We start from the raw sequence: 22061 nt of genomic DNA, 5'->3' as shown, positions 1-22061 counted from the left end.
AATGTCATACGCATCTGATGTAAAAAAAGAGTTAACAGGGTTAATTGTCCGCACCGGAAATGCTAAAGCAGAGCTAGCTGCTTTGATGAGAATGAACGGTGTTAGCACACTTGGCTTTGACCATACAATTCGTGTACAAACTGAAAATGCTGCGATAGCCCGTCGAATCTACACGCTTTTAAAAGAAAACTATGAAGAGGTTGAAGTTGAAGTCAGTGTCACTGATCATAATCATTTATCACAGCACAAGTCATACGGTGTGTTACTAAAAAATAAAATCAATGAAGTATTGAACGATTTAGGGATTGATCCTTTCGGGCTGCATCCAGAAGTACCTTCGCGTATTTTAAATCAGGTTGACAAGCGTCGATCGTTTTTGCGTGGAGCTTTTTTGGCAGCTGGTTCTGTTAATTCTCCAGAGCGCGCTAACTATCACTTAGAAATATATACTACACATGAAGAGCTTGCTGAGCAATTGATGATTATGATGCAAGAATTTGATTTACCCTCAAAAATTTCAGAGCGTGGCAATGGTTTTATTGTATATTTAAAACGTGCAGAGAAAATTGTGGATTTTTTACAAACGATTGGTGCGACACAATCCATGCTAAAGTTTGAGGATATACGCATGATGCGTGATATGCGTAATTCTGTTAATCGGTTAGTTAACGCGGAAACAGCCAATATGCAAAAAACAGCTATTGCAGCCAACAAACAAGTAGTTCAAATTCATATGATTGCAAAAGAGTTGGGAAGCCTGGATATGTTACCCAAAAAACTCCGAGAAATTGCAAAGATACGATTAGAATATCCTGATGAGTCATTGGCGGAATTAGGTGAATTATTGGATATTAGCAAATCAGGTGCAAATCATCGAATGCGTAAGTTGAAGCAACTGGCAACGATGATTGAGCAAGGCGTTGAATATGATTTAACAAAGTTATGAAAAATTTTAGCACTCTATTGCTTAATGTGCTAAAATATATGTAAGTTAATTAAAAAAATTAACCACTCTAAGATATGAGGTAAAATATATGTGGCCTGGAGTTATTGAACAAACTGCTAATGGACGTGAAAACTATGATTTACCATCACGTTTGTTAAAAGATCGGATTATTTTGGTACAAGGTGAAGTTGAAGATGGCATGGCAACATCAATTGTTGCACAATTGTTATTTTTGGAAGCACAAGATCCAACAAAAGAAATTTCTATGTACATCAACTCACCTGGAGGATCAGTTACAGCGGGACTCTCAATTACTGACACGATGAATTTCATTAAAGCACCGGTAACTACTATTGTTATGGGATTAGCTGCTTCGATGGGAACAATCATTGCTGCATCAGGTGAAAAAGGACATCGTTTTATGTTGCCTAATGCTGAATATTTAATTCACCAACCAATGGGTGGTGCAGCCGGTGGAACGCAACAAACTGACATGGCTATTATTGCTGAACAGTTAACCAAAACACGTGCAAAGTTAAATAAAATTTTGGCTGATGCGTCTGGTAAAGATTTGAAAACAATTGGACGTGATACAGAACGTGATAATTGGATGAGTGCTGAAGAAACCCTAGAATACGGATTTATTGATGGTATTTTAACTAAATCCGGTGAAAAGCCAGCGACTAAGTAACAACAATCTAAAATACCCTAGCAAGTTGAAAATGACTTGTAGGGTATTTTTTATAATGTTTATTTAAACTGATTTAAGTTTTCAATACTGGAAACTTGGTACCTTTTTTTTTCCAAGTGAGTGATCAATTTATGTAATTGATCACTATCAACTGATAAGGGAAGTGTGAATAACACGGTTAATGGCTTGAAATCTGATTTAAGCGTAAGTAAGGATTCTATATTTGAGTATCGTGTGATGATTTTTGAAATCTTACTGAGGTCGCCCTGTGTGTTATGTGTCTGGACAGCGATTGCAACACTACCAGAACGAACTGACCAACTTTGTGATAATAAGTCCATCAAAGCGTCGTGTGTAAAAATACCATAGAATTGATGATTTTCATCTAAGACAGCTATAAATGGCAAGTCTCTTATAGCGAAAAATACTTCATAAAATTTACTAGTTGTATAGATAAATTTAGTAGAGTTACGCATGATGGCTGTTGCAGGTAGATTCATATTTTCGCCTTTAGCAATATGTTCAAAGACGTGTTGTTTATAGATATTACCACGAAAGAGCTTTCCTGATTCATCAAGAATAGGCATAGTACGTGTATGCGCATTTTCTGGTGCATTGAAAATATCGTAAACTTCTTGAATGGTTGCATTCTCAGTTACGGTAGTTAATTTTGATTTAGGGATTACTAGAGATTTTTGAAACATTATTGTGTCCTAATCTAATTTTTTTATCATGAAACAGCCATACAATATGATAACACAAAATTAAGGCATGTGCGTGGTATACTGGATGTTAGATTATTTAGAATATTTTAAGAGGAATAGAGACGTGAAATTTATATTTGGACTGGGAAATATTGGTGGAAAATATGATCAAACAAGGCATAATATCGGCTTTATGGCTGTGGACAATTTTGCCACAGCTCATGATTTGTCATTTTCTCCAAGTAAGCAATTTTCAACAATTGCTAAAGCAACTATTCATGGTGAATCGGTCATGCTTATTAAGCCAACAACTTATATGAATGAATCGGGTCAAGCTGTGCGAGCTATTTTAGATTATTATGATGGGAATATTGATGACATCATGATTTTGGTTGATGATATGGATATGCCTTTCGGTAAAATGCGTCTTCGCGATAAAGGTTCTGCTGGTGGTCATAATGGATTAAAGAGTATCATAGCACATACTAATTCACAATCATTTTTACGTCTGAAGTTTGGACTAGGTCATCCTTTACATGAGCAAAATACGGTCATTAATTACGTTTTGGGAAAGTTTACAACAGCAGAAAAACCAGAAGTAGAACAAATGTTAAATCGTAGTACACAAGCCATCGAAGATTGGATTCAAGGGGCTACAACGCCTGAATTAAGTAATAAATATAACGGATAAAATGAGTTTAATAGATTTTTTAAGTCAAACAACAACAATTGAAAAGCTTGATAATGAAGCAACTGCGCAAACGACACAGTTGCTTTTAGGCGTGAATGGTAGCGCTCGCGCAGCTAGTATTGCTGCATTGTATTGTAAGAATCAGCGACCTATGTTAATTGTCTCGGATACACAAGTGCATGCAGACCAATTTTTTGATGATGTCTCCAGTTTACTGGGAGATGTTGTTTATAATTTTCCAGCAGAAGAATCAATTGCTACAGAAATGGCGATTAGTTCTGCGGAGTTACGACTACAACGAGTCCAAACACTGTTGGCGATAGAACAGCATAAACCAATTATAATTGTAACAAGTTTGGCTGGTGTTGAGCGTTTATTACCTCAGCAAAAAATATTACAGCAAGCACATTTAAGTGTCAGAATTGGCGATAATTATAGTCTTGACGAGATAAAAAAGATACTAATAATGATGGGATATACACCCACAAAATTAGTACAAACGCCAGGCGAATTTGCACATCGTGGTTCAATTATCGACATTTATCCAGCCACTTTTGATGATCCGATCCGGTTAGATTTTTTTGATGATGAACTTGATCAAATAAAAAGTTTTGATGTTACTACACAAAAGAGTACGAATAATTTTGAGGAAATTCAAATTGAACCAGCCACAGATTTCATTGTGTCAGAAGAGCAATATAGCCAAGCAAAGCTAGCGATTGAAACTGATTTTAATAAATACCGTGCAAATCTGAATGGTGTTGACAAAAAACATGCTACAGACGGTTTTGCTGCCACGCAGCACATGCTGAATGAACGAGAACGCGCGAGTATACTACTGCCATATGCAAAGCATTTTTTTGAAGGGGAAACAACATTATTAGATTATTTTAGCAATGATGCACTAATTATAATTGATGAATATACACGACTATTAGAGACGCGACTTCAGCAAGTGAATCGCAACCAAGAATGGCTTGAACAGCAAATAGCTACTTATCAAGTATTGCCTAATCAAATTTGGCGTGCAGATTTTTCTGAATTAATTACTTATAACCAACGACCCACACTTTATTTAGCTAATTTTCAACGTGGCCTAAATAGAATTAAATTTACAAATGTGGTAGAAATTACGACACGTCCAGCTAATCAGTATTATGGTCAAATACCAGCATTGAAAAATGATTTAGTATATGCGCAAGAATCAGGACATACAATGATTTTACTTATACCTGATGCTAAACGAAGAGCAGATTTTAGGATGAGTTTATCTGATCTAGCTATACCAATTAATGAAACAAAGAACATTTTACCAAACCAAGTGCAATTAATGTCTGGAGATTTATCAGCAGGATTTGAATGGCCCAAGTTACACCTAACAGTTTTAACAACACGTGAATTGTTTGCACAAGTTAAACGTGCTGCACCTCGAACACGAAAAATTACTAATGCTGAACGACTAAAATCTTATAGTGAATTGAATGTTGGTGATTACGTTGTTCATGTGAATCACGGTATTGGGCGCTATGAAGGATTACAAACTATAGCAGTAGACGGTGGAAAGCAAGATTACCTTTCAATTGCCTATCAACAAAATGCTAAAATATTCATCCCTGTCACGCAGCTTAATTTGATTCAAAAATATGTTGGTGCCTCAGATGTAGCTAAAAAACCTAAATTAAATAAGTTAGGTGGCAGCGAATGGGCTAAAACTAAACGACAAGTTGCTGCTAAGATTGAAGATATTGCTGATGATTTGCTAGCATTATATGCTGAACGTGAAGCACAACAAGGATATGCTTTTCCGCCAGATGACAAAGCCCAGATTAAGTTCGATACGGCCTTTGGCTATCCGGAAACACCTGACCAAATTCGTAGTATTGAAGAAATAAAAATAGATATGCAAAAATTACGACCAATGGATCGTTTATTGGTTGGAGATGTTGGTTTTGGTAAAACTGAAGTTGCTTTGCGAGCAGTATTTAAAGCTGCTCATGCTGGCAAACAAGTTGCATTCTTAGCACCAACCACAATTTTAGTGCAACAGCATTATGAGACAATGTTGGCTAGATTTAGTGACTTTCCAGAAATTAATATTGGCGTATTAAGTCGTTTCCAAACACCAGCTCAGAATAAAATAGTAATTGAGCAGCTTAAAAAACATGAAATTGATGTCGTTGTTGGTACACATCGTTTAATAAGTAAAGATGTCAGTTTTTCTGATCTTGGCTTGTTGGTGATTGATGAAGAACAACGATTTGGTGTAAAACATAAGGAAAGATTGAAGCAACTGAGAACGAGCGTTGACGTTTTAACTTTAACGGCCACACCGATTCCACGTACACTAAATATGGCTATGGTTGGTGCAAGAGATTTATCAGTAATTGAGACACCACCAGCTAACCGATATCCAATTCAGACCTATGTCATGACTATGGATTGGAAGGTCGTTCGTGATGCGATTGAAAAAGAAATTGCGCGTAATGGACAGGTATTCTATTTGCATAACCGTGTTGCGGATTTGGATCGCGTCGTTAATCAGATTGAAGAATTAGTACCGTCAGCAAATGTTGCTGCTATTCATGGACAAATGTCAGAAACGCAACTAGAAAGTATTTTATATGATTTTTTGAACGGTCAATATGATGTCTTGGTCACTACGACAATTATTGAGACAGGTGTTGATATTCCAAACGCTAATACTTTAATTGTTGAAAATGCCGACCATATGGGATTGGCGCAACTATATCAACTTCGAGGGCGAGTAGGGCGTTCTACGCGCCTAGCGTATGCTTATTTTACTTATCCTTTTACTAGAACACCCTCAGAAGAGGCCGAGAAACGTTTAGAAGCGATTCGGGATTTCACTGAATTAGGCTCTGGATTTAGAATTGCTATGCGTGATTTGAGTATTCGTGGAGCAGGGGATTTACTTGGGAAACAGCAGCATGGATTCATTGATTCGGTTGGTTATGATATGTATACCCAAATGCTGAAAGATACTGTGGCAAAAAAGCAAGGGAAACAAGTTGAAACGAATAAAAAAGAAACTGATGCGGAGTTGATTTTAGGTGTCTTAGCTTATTTACCAGATGAATATGTTAGTGATAATGCACAAAAAATTGAATTATATACTCGTGTTCGACAAGCTAGAACAGATGAACAATTTGAAGACATAGAGGCTGATATGCTTGATCGGTTTGGTGATATGCCGGATGAAGTTGCTAGGTTATTGTTAGTAGGACAAATTAAACAATTGGCTGACCAAGCACAAATTGTCAACATCAGACGTCAAAAGAAACAATTGGCTATTACATTTAACGATGAAGCTACACAAAAGTTGTCTGGCGAAACAATATTTGAAGCAATGGTAGACGTTCCATTAAAGGCAGCTGTACGAACAGAGAATAAGAACTTACAGGTTATATTTACTGTTAATGATGTAGCTGAAAGTAGTATATGGCTAAATATTTTATATCGCTTCCTGTTAGCGGTTATCGATAAGATGACAAGCAGATTAGTGGATTAACTCAGCATAATAACATAAAAGTAGGAGAAAAAATATGCGTTTAGATAAGTATCTTAAAATTTCGAGACTAATTAAGCGACGAACTGTTGCTAAAGAAATTGCTGACCAAGGTCGTATTTCTATTAATGGTAAAGTAGCCAAGTCGTCATCAGATGTTTCAACCAATGATGAATTAGAAATACGTTTTGGAAACAAAACATTGACAGCTAAGGTTTTGAAAATTGTTGAAACCACCAAAAAAGAAGAATCTGCTGATATGTATGAGATAGTTAGTGAGAAGTATGAACAAGATTTTCGTAAAGTTGGGGATGAATAGTAATCAAATTGTTTAAGTTAGTTTAAATATTGTTGTAAAATGATAAAGAACATGACAAAATGACAATATAGGTATAATTCATTATGGCGGGTAATCTCAAAAGAAGACAATCAAATATTACACCGTTGCATCCAGCAATTGCACGTGAGATTAAAGATTCAGAGCGTTCCAATGTAAAAGCAGCGAAACATTACAGAAAAGCGCACATGCGTCGAGAAAAAAAGATTCTCTTCTTTGGTGGCCTGATTGCGATGATTTTTGTTGTCCAATTATTAATCGCCCAAGTGAAATTACATACTGCTAACCAAGAACTCACGAATACACAGAACCGTTTAGAAAAAGTACAAAAGACAAATGCTGACTTAACAGCAGATACAAAGCGTTTAAAAGACGCGACCTATTTACAACAATTGCTACGTGATAAATATGGTTATTCTAAACAAGGCGAAATTGTTTATAACTTGCCATCTGATAATAATTAAGGAAGCACCCAACGGGTGTCTTTTTCATATATGACTGAAAAAATTTTGAAAACAATTCAAGAGTATGAATGGCCAGAAACCATTATTGTAGCCGTTTCTGGCGGTGTTGATTCAGTGGTGTTAGTAGAAGCACTGTCAACAATTAATACAAAATTAGTGATTGCTCACGTGAATTACAAGTTACGTGAAGAAAGTGATGAAGATGCGAAATTTGTCAGTGCATTAGCTAATCGCGTAGATGCAACATTTGAGCAAAGAATATGGCAACAAATTCCGAAGCATGGCGTTGAAAAAGCAGCTAGAATATTTAGGTATAAATTTTTTGAAGAGCTAGCAGAACAGTATCATACTGACACTGTTGTTGTGGGTCATCATGCTGATGATCAAGCTGAAACTGTGTTGCTTAAAATGTTACGTGGTGGACAACTCAGTCAAATGGCTGGTATGCAAGAAAAAAATAAAAAAATAGTCAGACCATTTTTGTTAATAACTAAGCAAGAATTGATTACTTATGCACAAAAATATCATTTGCCATGGCGACAAGACAAAACGAATTTTGATGTGAATTATACACCAAGAAATTTACTGCGTAATGATATCTTACCTAAATTAAAGAAAATTAATCGACAGGCCATTCATCACATTAATAATATGGCTGTTCAGATTGGCAATCAACAACAGCTAATTGAGCAACAAGCTAAAATATATGCTGCTGATATTGAAAATTGGCAGGCTATTCCTTTGCTTTGGCAAGTACCTACCTTAAAATATTGGTTGAATGATCATAATTTATTCAACATTAAAGAACGCCAAATTAAGCAAATTATCGCATTAATCAATAATCGTGGTAAACCAAACGGGCGTGTAGATTTAGCAGATAATTTTCAGTTTATAAAAAGTTATCAGCATTTCACCATACAAAAACAAAAAAATATCGCAGAAGTTTTACCATCAGTTATGTTAAAATTGAATCAGTGGCATTCTCTTGCAAAAACAGCATTTTTATGGACTGATACAGTTCCTAAAAATAGTCATTCATTTGTCAAATTTCAGCTTGCTGATTCCTCGCCATATCTACTCTTGCGTCCGGCGAAGACGAGTGATAAAATTGCTCTCATAAACGGACATAAAAATTTACGGCGTCTAGCAATCGATGAGAAATTGACAGTGCAAGAACGTACTATGCTGTGGGTTCTTACAACAGGTGATGATGAAATTATTGCGGTACATTTACGTAATAATCATTGGCGTGTTAATGCAGATTTTGCTGATAAAGAAAATACACGGCCATATTGGTTCGTATGTCAAATTGAGGAAACCTAAGTGGATAACGATATACAAGAAGTATTGTACGATCAAGAAAGTATTAAAAAAGCAGCAGAACGGTTAGGAAAACAAATCACCCAAGAATACAAGGGTGTAAGTCCGTTATTTTTATCCGTTCTTAAGGGGGCATACCTTTGGACAGCAGATTTGTTAAGAGAAGTAGACTTATATGCTGAGTTAGAATTTATTAAGATTTCTAGCTACCACGGTGGTGTTGCAAGTTCGGATGAAATTACTTTGGTTACTGACGTTCGTTCAGATGTTCGGGGAAGAGATGTTATTATTTTAGAAGACATTGTTGATACTGGACAGTCGTTGCTCTTTTTGAAGAACTTGCTAGCAGAACGTGGTGCAAAGTCAATTAAAGTTGCAGCTTTGCTCGATAAAATTGAGGGTAGAAAAGTTGAAGTAGATGCAGATTATGCAGGTTTTAATGTGCGTAATGAGTTTGTTGTAGGCTATGGACTGGACTATGAAGAACACTACCGCAACTTACCTTATGTTGGTATTTTGAAAAAAGAAGTGTATACTAAATAAACTTCGAACAAGAATTGAGGAAATGCAATGAAAAATAACAAAGGTGGCTTTCTAAGAAGCAGTGTATTCTATATCTTCATCTTTCTTGCTGTTGTAGGAATGGTTTATGGCTTGTTCGGTAATGATAAGTCAACTACAAAAACTATTACATCAAGTGAATTTACTAAAGCACTGAATAATAAAGAGCTAAAATCGATTACCGTACAACCTGGGAATAGTATTTATAATGTTACGGGTACCTATAAAAAGGCACAGTCTGCCACAAAAGATACAGGTCTTAGTTTCTTGCAACCGACTCAGAAGGTAACAAAATTTACCTCTACGTTATTGCCTAATGATGCTTCGCTGAAATCTGTTACTGAGGCTGCTGCAAAAACAAAAACAGAATTGGTAACCAAGCAAGCTGAAAATTCTGGATTTTGGTTGAATCTGTTAGTTTCCCTAATACCTGTACTGCTTATTGTGGCTGTCTTTTATCTTATGATGAATCAAGCTGGTGGCGGTAAAGGTGGTCAAGGTGGCATGATGAGCTTTGGTAAATCAAAAGCAAAGCCATCTGATCCTAAAGATAACAAAGTGCGTTTCGCGGATGTCGCTGGTGCGGAAGAAGAGAAGCAAGAACTGGTTGAAGTTGTTGAATTCTTGAAAGCACCAAAGAAGTTTGTGAATTTAGGTGCCCGTATACCAAAGGGTGTTTTGCTTGAGGGCCCTCCCGGAACAGGTAAAACACTTTTGGCCAAAGCTGTTGCTGGTGAAGCTAGCGTACCATTTTTCTCAATGTCAGGTTCTGATTTCGTAGAAATGTTCGTTGGTGTTGGTGCTTCACGTGTGCGTGATTTATTTGAAAATGCCAAAAAATCTGCTCCAGCAATAATTTTTATTGATGAGATTGACGCTGTTGGTCGCCGTCGTGGTACTGGTATGGGCGGTGGAAATGACGAACGTGAACAAACACTGAACCAAATTTTGATTGAAATGGACGGTTTCGAAGGTTCTGAAGGCGTGATTATTTTAGCTTCAACTAACCGTTCTGATGTTTTGGATCCAGCTTTGCTACGTTCTGGTCGTTTTGACCGTAAGATTTTAGTTGGTGCACCAGATGTTAAAGGGCGTGAAGCTATTTTGAATGTTCACGCTAAGAATAAGCCATTAGCTGATAATGTTGATTTAAAGGCTATTGCACAGCAAACTCCGGGATACGTTGGCGCTGATTTGGAGAACTTGTTAAACGAAGCTGCATTATTGGCGGCCCGTCGTAATAAGAAAAAGGTTGATGCAGCAGATATCGATGAAGCTGAAGATCGCATTTTCCAGGGTCCAGCAAAAACGAATCACAATATGTCTGAATCAGAGCGTCGTACGACTGCTTATCACGAAGCAGGGCACGCTTTAGTCGGATTAGTTCGTTCTGAAGCATCTGTCGTTCGAAAGGTCACTATTGTACCTCGTGGTCGTATTGGCGGTTATGCATTAATGACACCAAAGAACGATCGTTATAATTTGAAGTATTCAGAGGCTAAGGAACAGCTTGCCGGTTTAATGGGTGGTCGTGCAGCAGAAATATTTATGTTTAATGAAGCAAGTTCTGGTGCGTCGAACGATTTCCAACAGGCGACTGGATTAGCACGTCAAATGGTTACAGCATTTGGAATGTCTGATAAGCTAGGTATGGTACAGCTTGAAGGAAATGCAAGTGTTGGTTATGCGGAGCAAGCAGGTAATCGTGGTTATTCTGAAGAAACAGCCCGTCTAATTGATGAAGAAGTACGTCGATTGGCTAATGAGGCCTTTAATGATGCAATTGCCATCCTACGTGAAAATAAAGAGAAGTTAACAGCAATTGCTGAAGCTTTACTCGAAGTTGAAACATTGGACGAAAGCCAAATTAAGGATATTTATGAAACGGGTAAATTTACTCGTAAAGATATTCAAGATGATACAGAACTTGCTAAAGCAAAATCATTTGAAGAAGCTAAAGCTGCTGCTGATGCGAAAGATTCACAAGCTGAAAAGAGATTTGAACAACAAGACGAAGAAAATTCGAATGAAAATCAAACCGAATCTCACGATGCTGCTGATGATAAGTCAGAAACTGATGACAATGATTCAAAAAATAAGTAAAATAGAAGTTGACGGTAACGTCAACTTTTTATTTTTTATCGGCATTTAGTTCAAAATAAATAATAGAAATTAATAAAGTATAGGATAAATATGGCAGATCAATTTATTAAAGCAATTACCAAGAATAAATATTTTCGAGCTTTTGCTGTGAATGGGACAGGATTAGTTCATCAAGCGGCTCAGATTCATGAAACATCACGAATAGCGGCAGTAGTTTTGGGGCGTGGATTATTAGCGACAACACTTACGGCACAAGCAGTTTTAAAGGGTGAAGAAACCCTATCTACGAAAATCAATGGACGTGGACCCATTGGCAATGTAGTGGTAGAAGCTGATGCTAAAGGCAGTGTGCGAGGATATGTTACTAATCCAGATCTTGAATCATTATTGAACAGTGAAGGACATCTTGATGTCGCAAAAGCTGTTGGAAAAAGTGGCTTTTTACAGGTTACCAAATTTGCACCATATTCTGATCCGTACATTGGACAAAGCCAACTTATTAGCGGAGAAATAGGTGACGACTTCACTTACTACTTGGCGCAATCAGAACAAACACCATCGGTGATTGGCGTTGCCGTAAATATGAATACGGACGACACAGTCGCTGAAGCAGGTGGCTTTTTGGTACAAGCATTGCCAGGTGCCACTGATGAGTCGATTGATCAGCTAGAGTCATCTCTTAAAAGAATGAAATCATTGTCAGAAATGATTCACACAGGTTATACACCATTAGAAATACTTGAAGAAATTTTTGGAAAAGGGGAAATTGAAATTTTGCAGACAGCGGGTATTGGTTTAGCTGCTGAACCTTCTAAGGAAGCCTATGCGAAAATGTTGCTTACTTTACCAGCAGAAGAAGTAAAAGCGATGATTGAAGAAGATCATGGTGCAGAAATTGTGGGAAAGTTCTCGGGAAAGCGTTACTTTTTCACAGAAGATGATTTGACTGATATTTTAAAACAAATTGAAAAAAATAACGAGTGACTTTGAGATTATTTTTAATTTTTGGTATCATATTTAGTTAGTAGGCGTGCATTTAAAAAGCACGTAATAGGGAAGGATTTTATATAAATGGCTGAAGAAAAAGCCCTCAATGATCAAATGCTAGCACGTCGCCAAAAATTGGCCACAATTGTTAGTGATTTAAACTTGGATCCATTTGGTAAGAGATTTGAACGTACGGCAAAAGCACAGGAGTTACACGACTTATATGATGGTAGCTCATTAGAAGAACTAGAACATGCAAAGCAAGAAGTCATTATCGCAGGACGAATGATTGCTAAGCGTGGCGCAGGGAAAGTTATTTTTGCTGACTTCCGTGATGTTTCTGGAAAAATTCAGGTTTACGCAAGACGTGATGATTTAGCAGAAAACTATCCGATTATTAAGAGAGCCGACTTAGGTGATTTTCTTGGTATCAAGGGTATCATAATGAAAACTGAAGCAGGTGAATTGACTGTTTTAGCCACTGAGTTGACACATTTGTCAAAAGCTTTACGGCCAATGCCAGATAAATTTCATGGTATTTCAGATGTTGAGACACGTTATCGTAAGCGTTACTTAGATTTAATTGCTAATGAAGAATCATTTAATAAGTTCCAAAAACGTTCACATATTATATCTGCTGTACGTGCGTACATGGATAAGAATGATTTTCTTGAAGTAGAAACACCAATTTTGCAAACAGAAGCAGGTGGCGCTGCCGCCCGTCCATTTATTACACATCATAATGCTTTAAATATTGACATGTATATGCGCATTGCGACAGAGTTATACCTTAAGCGTTTAGTTGTTGGTGGTATGGAACGTGTCTATGAAATCGGTCGTATTTTCCGTAATGAAGGTATGGATCCAAAGCATAATCCTGAGTTTACAACAATGGAATCTTATGCGGCTTATATGGACTTTACAGACGTTATGGATGAAACCGAAGGAATATTCAAAGCTGCTGCTTCTGTTGTCTCAGATGACTTGAAAATCACTTATCAAGGGACTGAAATCGACCTTGGTTCAAAATTTGCGCGGAAACACATGATTGACTTGATTAAAGAGCAAACGGGTATTGATTTCTGGCAAGAAATGTCGATCGAAGATGCGCAAAAATTAGCGGATGATAAGCATGTAAAGTATGAAAAATACTGGGGTGTTGGTCATATTATTAACGCTTTCTTTGAAGAATTTGTTGAAGATACTTTGGTACAGCCAACGTTTGTTTATGGTCATCCAGTTGAAGTGTCACCATTGGCTAAGAAAAATGCTGATGATCCTCGTTTTACTGATCGTTTTGAACTATTTATTATGGGCAGTGAATATGCTAATGCCTTTACTGAATTAAATGATCCCATCGATCAACGTGCACGATTTGAAGCCCAAGCAGCAGAACGTGAAAACGGGAATGACGAGGCTGAAGGTATTGATGAAGACTTTATAGAAGCTTTAGAATACGGTATGCCACCAACAGGTGGACTTGGTGTTGGTATTGATCGTTTGGTGATGTTATTGACTGATTCAGACACAATTCGCGATGTTGTATTGTTCCCAACAATGCGTCCCGAATAATTATATTTATTAAATAAAGTATTGACAAGTTGCTGCATAATTAGGTATACTGATATAGTTGTGTTAGCAACATTATTCCGACTTAGCTCAGTTGGTAGAGCACCTGACTGTTAATCAGGTTGTCGTCGGTTCGAGCCCGACAGTCGGAGTTTTATAGGAAGTAAATCATTATGATTTGCTTTTTTTTATACAATAAACTGTTGACATATTTTTTGTCACATGGGATAATAATATAGTTGTGTTAGCAATATTATTCCGACTTAGCTCAGTTGGTAGAGCACCTGACTGTTAATCAGGTTGTCGCCGGTTCGAGCCCGGCAGTCGGAGTTTCGCCGACGTAGCTCAGTTGGTAGAGCACGGGTATCGTAAACCTGGGGTCGGAGGTTCGATTCCTCTCGTCGGCACTATTATTGGTATAATGTGAAGCAAATCATATGCGGTTTGCTTATTTTTTTACAGTGAAAAGGACGTAATTAAAAAACATGATTGTACTATTTAACAAACCGTACAATGTTTTAACAAAATTTACTGACAGTGAAGGGCGAGCAACTTTAGCCGATTATATTGATATTCCTCGAGTATATGCTGCTGGTCGGTTGGATATGGATAGTGAAGGGCTACTGCTGTTAACAGATAGCGGTAAGCTCAATCATGAATTAACTGATCCTGAAAACAAAGCTTACAAGACGTATGTTGTTCAAGTAGAAGGTGTCCCGACCAAGGCGCAGCTCAAACAGTTAGAACAAGGTATTGAACTTAAAGATGGTATGACATTACCTGCAAAAGTAAAACGCATACCTTATCCAAAATGGTTATGGACACGTGAAAAGCCAATTCGAATTCGTAAGAATCAACCTACTAGTTTTATACAATTAAAAATAAAAGAGGGACGTAACCGACAAGTACGACGTATGACAGCTGCTGTTGGTTTACCGACATTGCGGTTGATTCGAACGCATATTGGTGATTATCATATTGCTGACTTGAAACCTGGTCAGTATTGTATTGTGAAATAGCGATTTTGTGGTACAAAAGTAGCGTAATTGGTTATAATAATAAAAGATGTAAATTAAAAGAGGTGACCTCATGGGACGTAAATGGGAAAACATTAAAATGAAAAAGGCGCAGACAGATGGTGCTGCTGCCAAGGTTAACAGTAAATACGGAATTGAAATTTATGCTGCTGCGAAGCAAGGTGGCAGTCCTGATCCAGAAGCTAACTCAACTTTAAAATTCGTTATCGAACGTGCTAAGCAAGCGCAAGTTCCTAAGCATGTCATCGAGCGTGCTATTGAAAAAGCAAAAGGCTCAGGAGATGAAACTTTCATTGAGGGACGTTATGAAGGTTTTGGGCCAAATGGCTCACTAATTATTGTAGATACTTTGACATCAAACGTTAATCGTACAGCGACAAACGTCCGTACTGCTTTTAATAAAAATGGTGGTACCTATGGTGCTTCAGGATCTGTTAGTTATTTGTTTGATGAAACTGGTGTGATTGTTTTTGAAGGGGATGACGCTGATTCTACTTTAGAAACATTGTTAGAAGCTGAAGTTGATGTTCGTGACGCCGAACAACAAGATGATCATGTTGTTGTGTATACAGAACCAACTGCTTTGCACCAAGCAATCGCTGCGTTGCGCGCGAGTGGTATAACTGAATTTTCAACAACGGAAATCAATATGTTGCCACAGTCAGAAATGACACTCACTGGTGAAGATTTGGAAACATTTGAAAAACTTGTTGATGTTTTGGAATCTGATGAAGATGTACAACAAGTTTATCACAACGTCGAATTATAATAGTAAAAAAAAACGCGATGATATTCACTGCGTTTTTTTTATTCATTTTAATCAAAGTATCGTTGTGCTAGAGATACAAGATATTTAGAAAAAGCAATGTCATCGTTGAAAGGTTTTACAACGTCAAAGACTTCACCACCGGCCTGTTTAAAAATTTCTTGATTTTCGACATGAATTTCTTCGATTGTCTCTAAACAATCAGCTACGAATGCAGGAGTTGAGACTAGCACCCGTTTATTTCCTTGACGGGGTAATGACATTAGCGTGTCACTCAAGTACGGTTTAACCCATTCTGTTGGGCCAAAGCGTGATTGAAACACTTGATGCGTGTTATTAGTCGTTAATGGCCCAATACGCTCTAACACGCCTTGGGTCGTTGCTGTACAGTGAGCAACGTAAGGATCGCCACGGCGAACATATGATTCAGGTATGCCATGGTAACTAAGGATTAGTGTATCGTAATCATGCTTAGACCATGCTTCGCGAATGTCTCTAGCCAATAAATCTAGATAAGCATCATCATCGTAGAACGATTGGATAACCTTAATACTTTGATCAGTTTGATGTACCTGATCAATAACTGATTGTGTTGATGTTACTGAATATTGTGGAAATAAGGGTAAGACAACAATATCATCAGCACCAGCTAAGCGCATTTTTCGGAGTGTTTCAGCAATATTTGGCTTTCTGTAGGTCATCGCACAGCGAACAATCCAGTCAGGCACTAGTTGCTGTACTTGTTCAGTTTGTTTTTGAGCATAAACCATGAGTGGCGAACCATCTTTACGCCAAATTTTTTGATAAAGCTGAGCTGATTTTGGCGCTCGTTTTGGTAAAATTTTACCTCTGAGAATTGGTTGCCAAAGGAGTTTAGGCATTTGAATGACGTTACTATCTGATAGAAATTCTTTCAAATAGGTTTTGACATCATCTGTTTCAGGAGAATCGGGGGTACCTAGGTTGACTAGCAGTAGACCTTTTTTATTCATAAGTAAAAAATCCAATCTTAATTGATGATTAATACTATAACGAATAATATTTGTGAAATATATAGTTATTTGACATTGACATAGGATTGTTATACTTGGACTATTGGTAGAATATATTTAATAATATATACCAAAAAACCTTAATCAGATTTGATTAAGGTTTAAATTTATTAAATATCTGAATATTTATAGCTATAAATATTTTTTCGGTAATTAAGCATTAAATACAGATGTAGAATCATTGATAAAAAGTAGTAAAGAATATGCGCTAAATGAAGAAGTCATAATCAATAAACTAAATCAATTAGATAACCATTCTAAAAAAGATATAGAAAAAATCATAAATCAAATCATAGATTATGCGTTAAAAAAATAAGGCAATTACATAATTTTTTTCCTTGCTCTATTTATAATGGGCAATACTTTAGAGTAGGAATTTGTTTTTGATGCCTTATTTTGCATAAAAAACCTAACGAATTAATTTTCGCTAGGTTTTTTGTCCAGAGTAATAATAAATCTCTACCTTTAATAACGCTTAAGCCATAATTTCAAGAATAAGCTGTAATAAATATAAGCCCTATATGTTAGCTATATTACAAAAGTTTATTTCAGAGATCCATTTAGATAAAGTATATATTCATCCAATGATTGTTCCTAAAATGCATCAATAGTAAATTTTTTTCCTACTGGTAAAGTTTTTAAAGAGGCAGAAAATCGTTTACTTATGCTAAAAATTACCATTCAAGAAGCTGTATTAGCAGATAAAGTAAAAATATTGGTTGAAGCGAATCGTGATAAAAAAACAGTTTTTATGCCATTATCAAATCTATCAAAAAGAGATTACACGGACTTTTAGGTGCAGATGAAGGTTTTATGGTATTCCATGATATTTATGACGAGACTGGTGTTAAGCCTTATGTCGTTTTACGGAGGGATAACATAAAAAGCCGCAACCAAAGTTGCGACTTTTTATAGCTCGTGAGAGAATCGAACTCTCGATTCCGCCGTGAAAGGGCAGCGTCTTAGCCACTTGACCAACGAGCCATGGTCAATAATATCTATCTGTATCAGATGACTATAATATAATATCAATTTTTTTGGCAGTCGTCAATACTTTTAGGGTATTTTCTCATAAAAAATTTTAAAGTTATATAACTTATTAATATATAGCCTTGTTATCTTCACATATCAATGCTAGACTATTCTATGTAAATTTAGCTGATATAGTATCGAATAATGGTCGATTGTTTCTAGCCAGCACCCATGCTGGAACTATCATAAACGTTTGATTAAATTGATAGCCGTTTGTGCATCAATTTTTTATTTGCCATGATATTCATCTAAATAAGCTTCAGTATTACATCACTGTATAATATAGGAGAACGAGATGGAGAAGTTATTTCAATTGAAAGAAAATAAAACAACAGTTCGTCGAGAAATTGTTGCGGGGATTACAACCTTTGTATCAATGGCGTATATTTTCTTTTTAAATCCGCAAATTTTGGGACAAACTGGTATTCCAACACAGGCTGTATTTTTAGCTGCAATTTTAGTGGCAGTTTTTGGTACGTTATTTATGGGATTGTTTGCAAATGTACCGTTTGCATTAGCGCCAGGTATTGGTATGCAGGCTTATTTTACCTATACCATTGTGTTTGGTTTTGGATTTACTTGGCAACAAGCATTAGCAATCGTTTTCTTGGTTGGTGTAGTTGATATTGTGATTACACTGACACATGGTCGTCGCGCGATTGTGAAAGGTATTCCGGCTGAATTGAAAGCGGCCATTGGTGGCGGAATAGGCCTTTTTGTGACATATATTGGCTTAAAAAATGCCGGTTTTATTAACTTTATTGTGGATCCAGGAAATATTATTACGTTAAATGGCAAGCCTTTCACTGGTGAATTACATGGTGCCTTAAATAGTATTCTAGCTGGTGGTGGTGTCACGCCAGAATTAACAAAGTTCAATACCTCAAGCCCGCTATTAGCTTTGATAGGTTTTATTATTTTGGTGGTACTTGTGTTGCGACGTGTACCAGGTGCTTTTCTTATTTCGTTGATTGTGACGACATTAATTGGCATTCCGATGGGCGTTACGAATACACATATTGGCGCAGGTACTTCTGTTGGGCATGCTTTTGGTGAATTAGGACATGTATTTGGTCAGTCACTAGGAGCTCAAGGAATTGGTAGTTTATTTAGTGATTGGCACCATGCTTCATTAGCACTAGTTACCATATTTGCAATGGGACTAAGTGGATTATTCGATGCAATCGGTACATTGATTGGTATTGGTAACCAAACAGGTATATTTTCAAAGCAAGATCAGAAAGCATTTGATGATAGCACTGGCTTTAATTCAAAGATGGATCGTGCCTTAATTGTAGATACCTTTACAACTGCTTTTGCAGGTATTGTGGGTACATCAAATACGACCACCTTTATTGAATCAGCTTCAGGTGTTGCGGCTGGAGCCCGTACTGGTCTAGCGAACATTGTCACAGCTGCTGGTTTTGCTTTAATGATTTTATTTGCACCATTTGTTGGTGTTGTCCCAACAGCAGCGACATCACCATTGCTCATTCTTGTAGGTATCATGATGATGGGTGAATTTAAAAAGATTTCATGGGAATCATTAGAAGTTGCTTTGCCAGCGTTCTTCACTTCGGTATTTATGGCATTCAGTTACTCAATTTCTTATGGTATCGCTGCTGGATTTATTTTCTTCATTATCGTCAAGTTTACGTTGGGAAAATTCAAAGAAGTTTCCCCTGTACTCTTGATTGTATCAGCGTTCTTCTTACTTAATTTCATTGCACTTGCTTTTGTGTAAGACGAAATACTTATGTTTCATCATCTATAACTAACCGCTTATCACAAAAGCGGTTTTTTTTGTGGGTTCAATTGCTAGAATTAGGAAATGTTGGAGGATGATATAGATGTTAGCAATCAAAAATTTAAGCGTTTCTTATGGTCATAAAGTTGTCTTAACTGTGCCAAAGCTGAATATCAATAAAGGTGAAATTATAGGGATTATGGGTCAATCTGGTTCAGGAAAATCGACTTTGGTTAATAGCTGTTTAGGATTAGTTGCTTATAAGGGGAAAATAGCAGTAAATACCCATGACATAGGTGTTTTAATGCAGGAACAACATTACGTTGATACAATGACGAATCAAAAAGTTATTGAAGGTTTATTGAATACACGCATCAAAAGTGATAGAAAATTATTTGACTTAATTAATTTTTTTGATTTTAATTCGCAACTATCACTGCATTTTAAAAATTTATCTGGTGGACAAAAGCAACGAATGAGTTTAATTATGCTCCTTTATCAAGAACCAACTTTACTGTTTTTGGATGAAATGACTACAGGACTTGATTTTGAAAGTCGACGAGCTCTAATTAAAAAATTAAAAGTATACTTCAAAGAACATCAAACAACTGTGATAATGGTCACACACTATGCACAAGAAATTGAAGCATTGGCTGATAAACTTTTAATTATTCACGATGGCCAAGTTAAAGCTTTTGATCAACCTAAAAAATTGTTTCAACAGTACATTGGTTATTCAGCTTTTATTATAGATAATGATGTCACTAAAACCGTTAAAGTGCAAAAATTAGAAGATGAATATAAAACGGTTCATCAATTGCTTGATGATAGCGATGATTTTAGTCGTACACGAAGTAGTATAGAACTGGTCTATACAGAAATTATGAAAGGCAATGTACATGGTTAGAAAAAGAAAATTAATTTTTGAACTACAAAATTTATTAGGTAATATGATTACTTTAATCTTTGGATTTGCATTTGCACCGATGATGGCGTTAGTCTTTGGTAGTAGTTATTCACACATACCGCAAGCATTGAATCAACTATATCTGAGTTTCTTTTGTACAATACCGCTTTCAATGGTATTTGTCGGATTCGGGTCACTATTTTCACAGGAAATGGAACAAGGATTTACATTACGTGCTGAACTTTTAGGTTATTCACGTGTTTCACAAGCTGTGCATAAATTTATATCATTAACAGTATTTGTATTGTTATCGAGTGTTCTGTATTCTTGGATTTTCCTGTCTCATTTTGATTTATCTTGGCCGAGTTGGTCAATTATAATTCAAATGGCTGTTTTTCAAGTATTGAACACGGCTGTATATTTCATGATTGTTTTTATATTGACTATAATTTTAAAAAAATTTTCTCGTGTTTATGGCATTTCTATGATTAGTTACTTTGGCATCATGATTGTCTGCAATATTATGGGTAATCTTAACATAGGGAAGTTAGGTGACTATTTGCCAATTAAATTGTTTGTCACGAACTATACAAATCATCTTTCTGATACTGGCTATATTTCTGGTAAAATAGGACTATATTTGATTATTTTGTTGATTATTTTGGGTGTAGTTATGAAAGTGGTTGTAGGCAATAAAAATGAACATAAGCATCAATATTGATGACAGATTAAAAGACATTCAAGTTGTGATTTCAGGTCGTGATGTTGAACAACTAGCAGATATTGCTCAATACCTCAAATCAAAAAGTTCTTCTTCGCGTCAGATGGCAATCAAAACGATTGACAGCATTCGTGTTGTTGATAAAGCGGATATTATCTTAGTTGAAAGTTATGGCAATGATTTAACTTTTAGGCTCAAAAATAATCACACCGTAACGACTAGAAAGACATTAAAAAAATTTTTAGAAGAAAATCCACAATCTGATTTTATACAAATTTCTAAATCTGAAGTGATGAATTTATCTTACTTGTCAAAGATGGAAGCTGCTTTTTCTGGTAATTATTATGCATTTTTGACAAACAGAACACGCGTTACCGTGTCGAGAAGGTTTATTAAAGGCATTTTGAATAGATTAGAAGGGAGTACAGCAGATGAAGTATTTTAAAGTAACAATAGTGTATTTATTTGTTGGTATCGGGATAGGATCCTTTATTTCTTTATTGTCGTTTACGTTAAATCAAGGCACGCCCTCAATCAAACAGTTTGTGTTGTTAATGACAATGAGTGCGATTATGGGCCTATTATCTCTTATTTTTGAATATGATAACATCACGTTTATTGTGCAACTTATTAGCCACTTTTTGCTAGAAATGGCTACTTATTATTTGTTTATTGGGTTAACTTTTGGAAATAATGAAATTTCGTTTGCCAATTTACCAACATTTGTGATTACTTACGTCATTATTTTTATTTATTTCCGGAAACAAGGGGAAGCTAATGCGCGACGCATTAATGAGCAGTTGAAAAACAGAAATGAACTAAAGTAAATTAAAAGCGATACAACACTATTCTGTTGTGTCGCTTTTAATGTTGAAAAGATAATGTGTTTTCACAGATAAA

General features: G+C 36.2%; 21 protein-coding genes and 4 tRNA genes. 22 read left to right on the top strand and 3 right to left on the bottom strand.

Annotated features, from left to right (window positions below; all coding sequences use genetic code 11):
- Nucleotide 1 precedes the first annotated feature (1 nt).
- Nucleotides 2-946 (top strand): DNA-binding protein WhiA, encoded by a 945-nt coding sequence (whiA, locus tag ESZ47_RS05080; protein WP_148605336.1) that lies wholly within the window; start codon nt 2-4, stop codon nt 944-946.
- Between the two features lie 88 nt (nt 947-1034).
- Entirely contained in the window at nt 1035-1637 is a 603-nt protein-coding gene (locus ESZ47_RS05075) for an ATP-dependent Clp protease proteolytic subunit (RefSeq protein ID WP_148605334.1), read from the top strand.
- A gap of 59 nt (nt 1638-1696) precedes the next feature.
- On the opposite strand, the gene cbpA is transcribed toward ESZ47_RS05075, so the two are convergent.
- Nucleotides 1697-2341 (bottom strand): cyclic di-AMP binding protein CbpA, encoded by a 645-nt coding sequence (cbpA, locus tag ESZ47_RS05070; RefSeq protein ID WP_148605333.1) that lies wholly within the window; start codon nt 2339-2341, stop codon nt 1697-1699.
- A 124-nt stretch (nt 2342-2465) separates the two neighbouring features.
- Here cbpA and pth point away from each other — a divergent pair, with 124 nt between their 5' ends.
- From pth to ESZ47_RS05000, 14 genes are all read left to right on the top strand, one after another.
- Nucleotides 2466-3032 (top strand): aminoacyl-tRNA hydrolase, encoded by a 567-nt coding sequence (gene pth / locus ESZ47_RS05065; RefSeq protein WP_148605332.1) that lies wholly within the window; start codon nt 2466-2468, stop codon nt 3030-3032.
- Between the two features lies 1 nt (nt 3033).
- A complete protein-coding gene (gene mfd / locus ESZ47_RS05060) occupies nt 3034-6561 on the top strand; it encodes a transcription-repair coupling factor (protein WP_148605330.1) in 3528 nt (1175 codons plus the stop codon).
- Between the two features lie 34 nt (nt 6562-6595).
- Nucleotides 6596-6877, top strand: a complete 282-nt coding sequence (locus ESZ47_RS05055) for an RNA-binding S4 domain-containing protein (RefSeq protein ID WP_148605328.1) — start codon at nt 6596-6598, stop codon at nt 6875-6877.
- Between the two features lie 83 nt (nt 6878-6960).
- Nucleotides 6961-7359 carry an FtsB family cell division protein gene (locus ESZ47_RS05050; protein WP_148605326.1) on the top strand — a complete coding sequence of 133 codons (399 nt, stop codon included), beginning with the start codon at nt 6961-6963 and terminating at the stop codon, nt 7357-7359.
- Nucleotides 7360-7389: 30 nt separating this feature from the next.
- Nucleotides 7390-8682 (top strand): tRNA lysidine(34) synthetase TilS, encoded by a 1293-nt coding sequence (gene tilS, locus ESZ47_RS05045; protein ID WP_148605324.1) that lies wholly within the window; start codon nt 7390-7392, stop codon nt 8680-8682.
- Nucleotides 8683-9222: a hypoxanthine phosphoribosyltransferase gene (gene hpt / locus ESZ47_RS05040; protein WP_148605322.1), complete on the top strand. Its 540-nt coding sequence runs from the start codon at nt 8683-8685 to the stop codon at nt 9220-9222.
- Between the two features lie 27 nt (nt 9223-9249).
- The gene (ftsH, locus tag ESZ47_RS05035) at nt 9250-11343 is read left to right on the top strand and encodes an ATP-dependent zinc metalloprotease FtsH (protein ID WP_148605320.1); all 2094 of its coding nucleotides are present in this window, start codon (nt 9250-9252) and stop codon (nt 11341-11343) included.
- A gap of 90 nt (nt 11344-11433) precedes the next feature.
- Nucleotides 11434-12327 (top strand): Hsp33 family molecular chaperone HslO, encoded by an 894-nt coding sequence (gene hslO, locus ESZ47_RS05030; protein WP_148605318.1) that lies wholly within the window; start codon nt 11434-11436, stop codon nt 12325-12327.
- 87 nt (nt 12328-12414) lie between these two features.
- Nucleotides 12415-13902, top strand: coding sequence for a lysine--tRNA ligase (lysS, locus tag ESZ47_RS05025; protein ID WP_148605316.1), 1488 nt, complete (start codon nt 12415-12417; stop codon nt 13900-13902).
- Nucleotides 13903-13978: 76 nt separating this feature from the next.
- A tRNA-Asn gene (locus ESZ47_RS05020) sits at nt 13979-14051 on the top strand.
- Nucleotides 14052-14156: 105 nt separating this feature from the next.
- Nucleotides 14157-14229, top strand: a tRNA-Asn gene (locus tag ESZ47_RS05015).
- A gap of 4 nt (nt 14230-14233) precedes the next feature.
- A tRNA-Thr gene (locus ESZ47_RS05010) sits at nt 14234-14306 on the top strand.
- Between the two features lie 78 nt (nt 14307-14384).
- Complete coding sequence (locus ESZ47_RS05005; RefSeq protein WP_148605314.1) at nt 14385-14918, top strand: rRNA large subunit pseudouridine synthase E; 534 nt, start codon at nt 14385-14387, stop codon at nt 14916-14918.
- A gap of 70 nt (nt 14919-14988) precedes the next feature.
- On the top strand, nt 14989-15705 hold the full coding sequence (locus tag ESZ47_RS05000) for a YebC/PmpR family DNA-binding transcriptional regulator (RefSeq protein WP_148605312.1): 717 nt from the start codon (nt 14989-14991) through the stop codon (nt 15703-15705).
- Nucleotides 15706-15752: 47 nt separating this feature from the next.
- Here the strand turns inward: ESZ47_RS05000 and hemH are convergent, their stop codons facing one another.
- Entirely contained in the window at nt 15753-16694 is a 942-nt protein-coding gene (gene hemH / locus ESZ47_RS04995; protein WP_148605310.1) for a ferrochelatase, read from the bottom strand.
- A 724-nt stretch (nt 16695-17418) separates the two neighbouring features.
- Between hemH and ESZ47_RS09570 the strand changes: the two genes are divergently transcribed.
- Nucleotides 17419-17550, top strand: coding sequence for a hypothetical protein (locus tag ESZ47_RS09570; protein ID WP_280114207.1), 132 nt, complete (start codon nt 17419-17421; stop codon nt 17548-17550).
- Between the two features lie 116 nt (nt 17551-17666).
- Here the strand turns inward: ESZ47_RS09570 and ESZ47_RS04985 are convergent.
- A tRNA-Glu gene (locus ESZ47_RS04985) sits at nt 17667-17738 on the bottom strand.
- A 343-nt stretch (nt 17739-18081) separates the two neighbouring features.
- On the opposite strand from ESZ47_RS04985, the gene ESZ47_RS04980 reads away from it, so the two are divergent.
- The 5 genes from ESZ47_RS04980 to ESZ47_RS04960 all read left to right on the top strand — a co-directional run bounded on the left by ESZ47_RS04980 (nt 18082) and on the right by ESZ47_RS04960 (nt 21988).
- Complete coding sequence (locus tag ESZ47_RS04980; protein ID WP_148605308.1) at nt 18082-19530, top strand: NCS2 family permease; 1449 nt, start codon at nt 18082-18084, stop codon at nt 19528-19530.
- Nucleotides 19531-19636: 106 nt separating this feature from the next.
- Nucleotides 19637-20440: an ATP-binding cassette domain-containing protein gene (locus tag ESZ47_RS04975; protein ID WP_148605306.1), complete on the top strand. Its 804-nt coding sequence runs from the start codon at nt 19637-19639 to the stop codon at nt 20438-20440.
- Nucleotides 20433-21161, top strand: coding sequence for a hypothetical protein (locus ESZ47_RS04970; RefSeq protein WP_148605304.1), 729 nt, complete (start codon nt 20433-20435; stop codon nt 21159-21161). Before ESZ47_RS04975 ends, ESZ47_RS04970 begins: the two co-directional genes overlap by 8 nt.
- Nucleotides 21139-21606: a LytTR family DNA-binding domain-containing protein gene (locus ESZ47_RS04965; RefSeq protein WP_148605303.1), complete on the top strand. Its 468-nt coding sequence runs from the start codon at nt 21139-21141 to the stop codon at nt 21604-21606. Before ESZ47_RS04970 ends, ESZ47_RS04965 begins: the two co-directional genes overlap by 23 nt.
- On the top strand, nt 21593-21988 hold the full coding sequence (locus ESZ47_RS04960) for a DUF3021 domain-containing protein (RefSeq protein WP_148605301.1): 396 nt from the start codon (nt 21593-21595) through the stop codon (nt 21986-21988). The genes ESZ47_RS04965 and ESZ47_RS04960 overlap by 14 nt, the downstream gene beginning before the upstream one ends.
- Nucleotides 21989-22061: the final 73 nt, after the last annotated feature.

It is taken from the genome of Leuconostoc litchii, from assembly GCF_008107645.1.
Taxonomy (GTDB): Bacteria; Bacillota; Bacilli; order Lactobacillales; family Lactobacillaceae; genus Leuconostoc; species Leuconostoc litchii.
The sequence above is the reverse complement of the archived record's forward strand: the minus strand, read 5'-3'. Positions and strand labels throughout refer to the sequence as shown.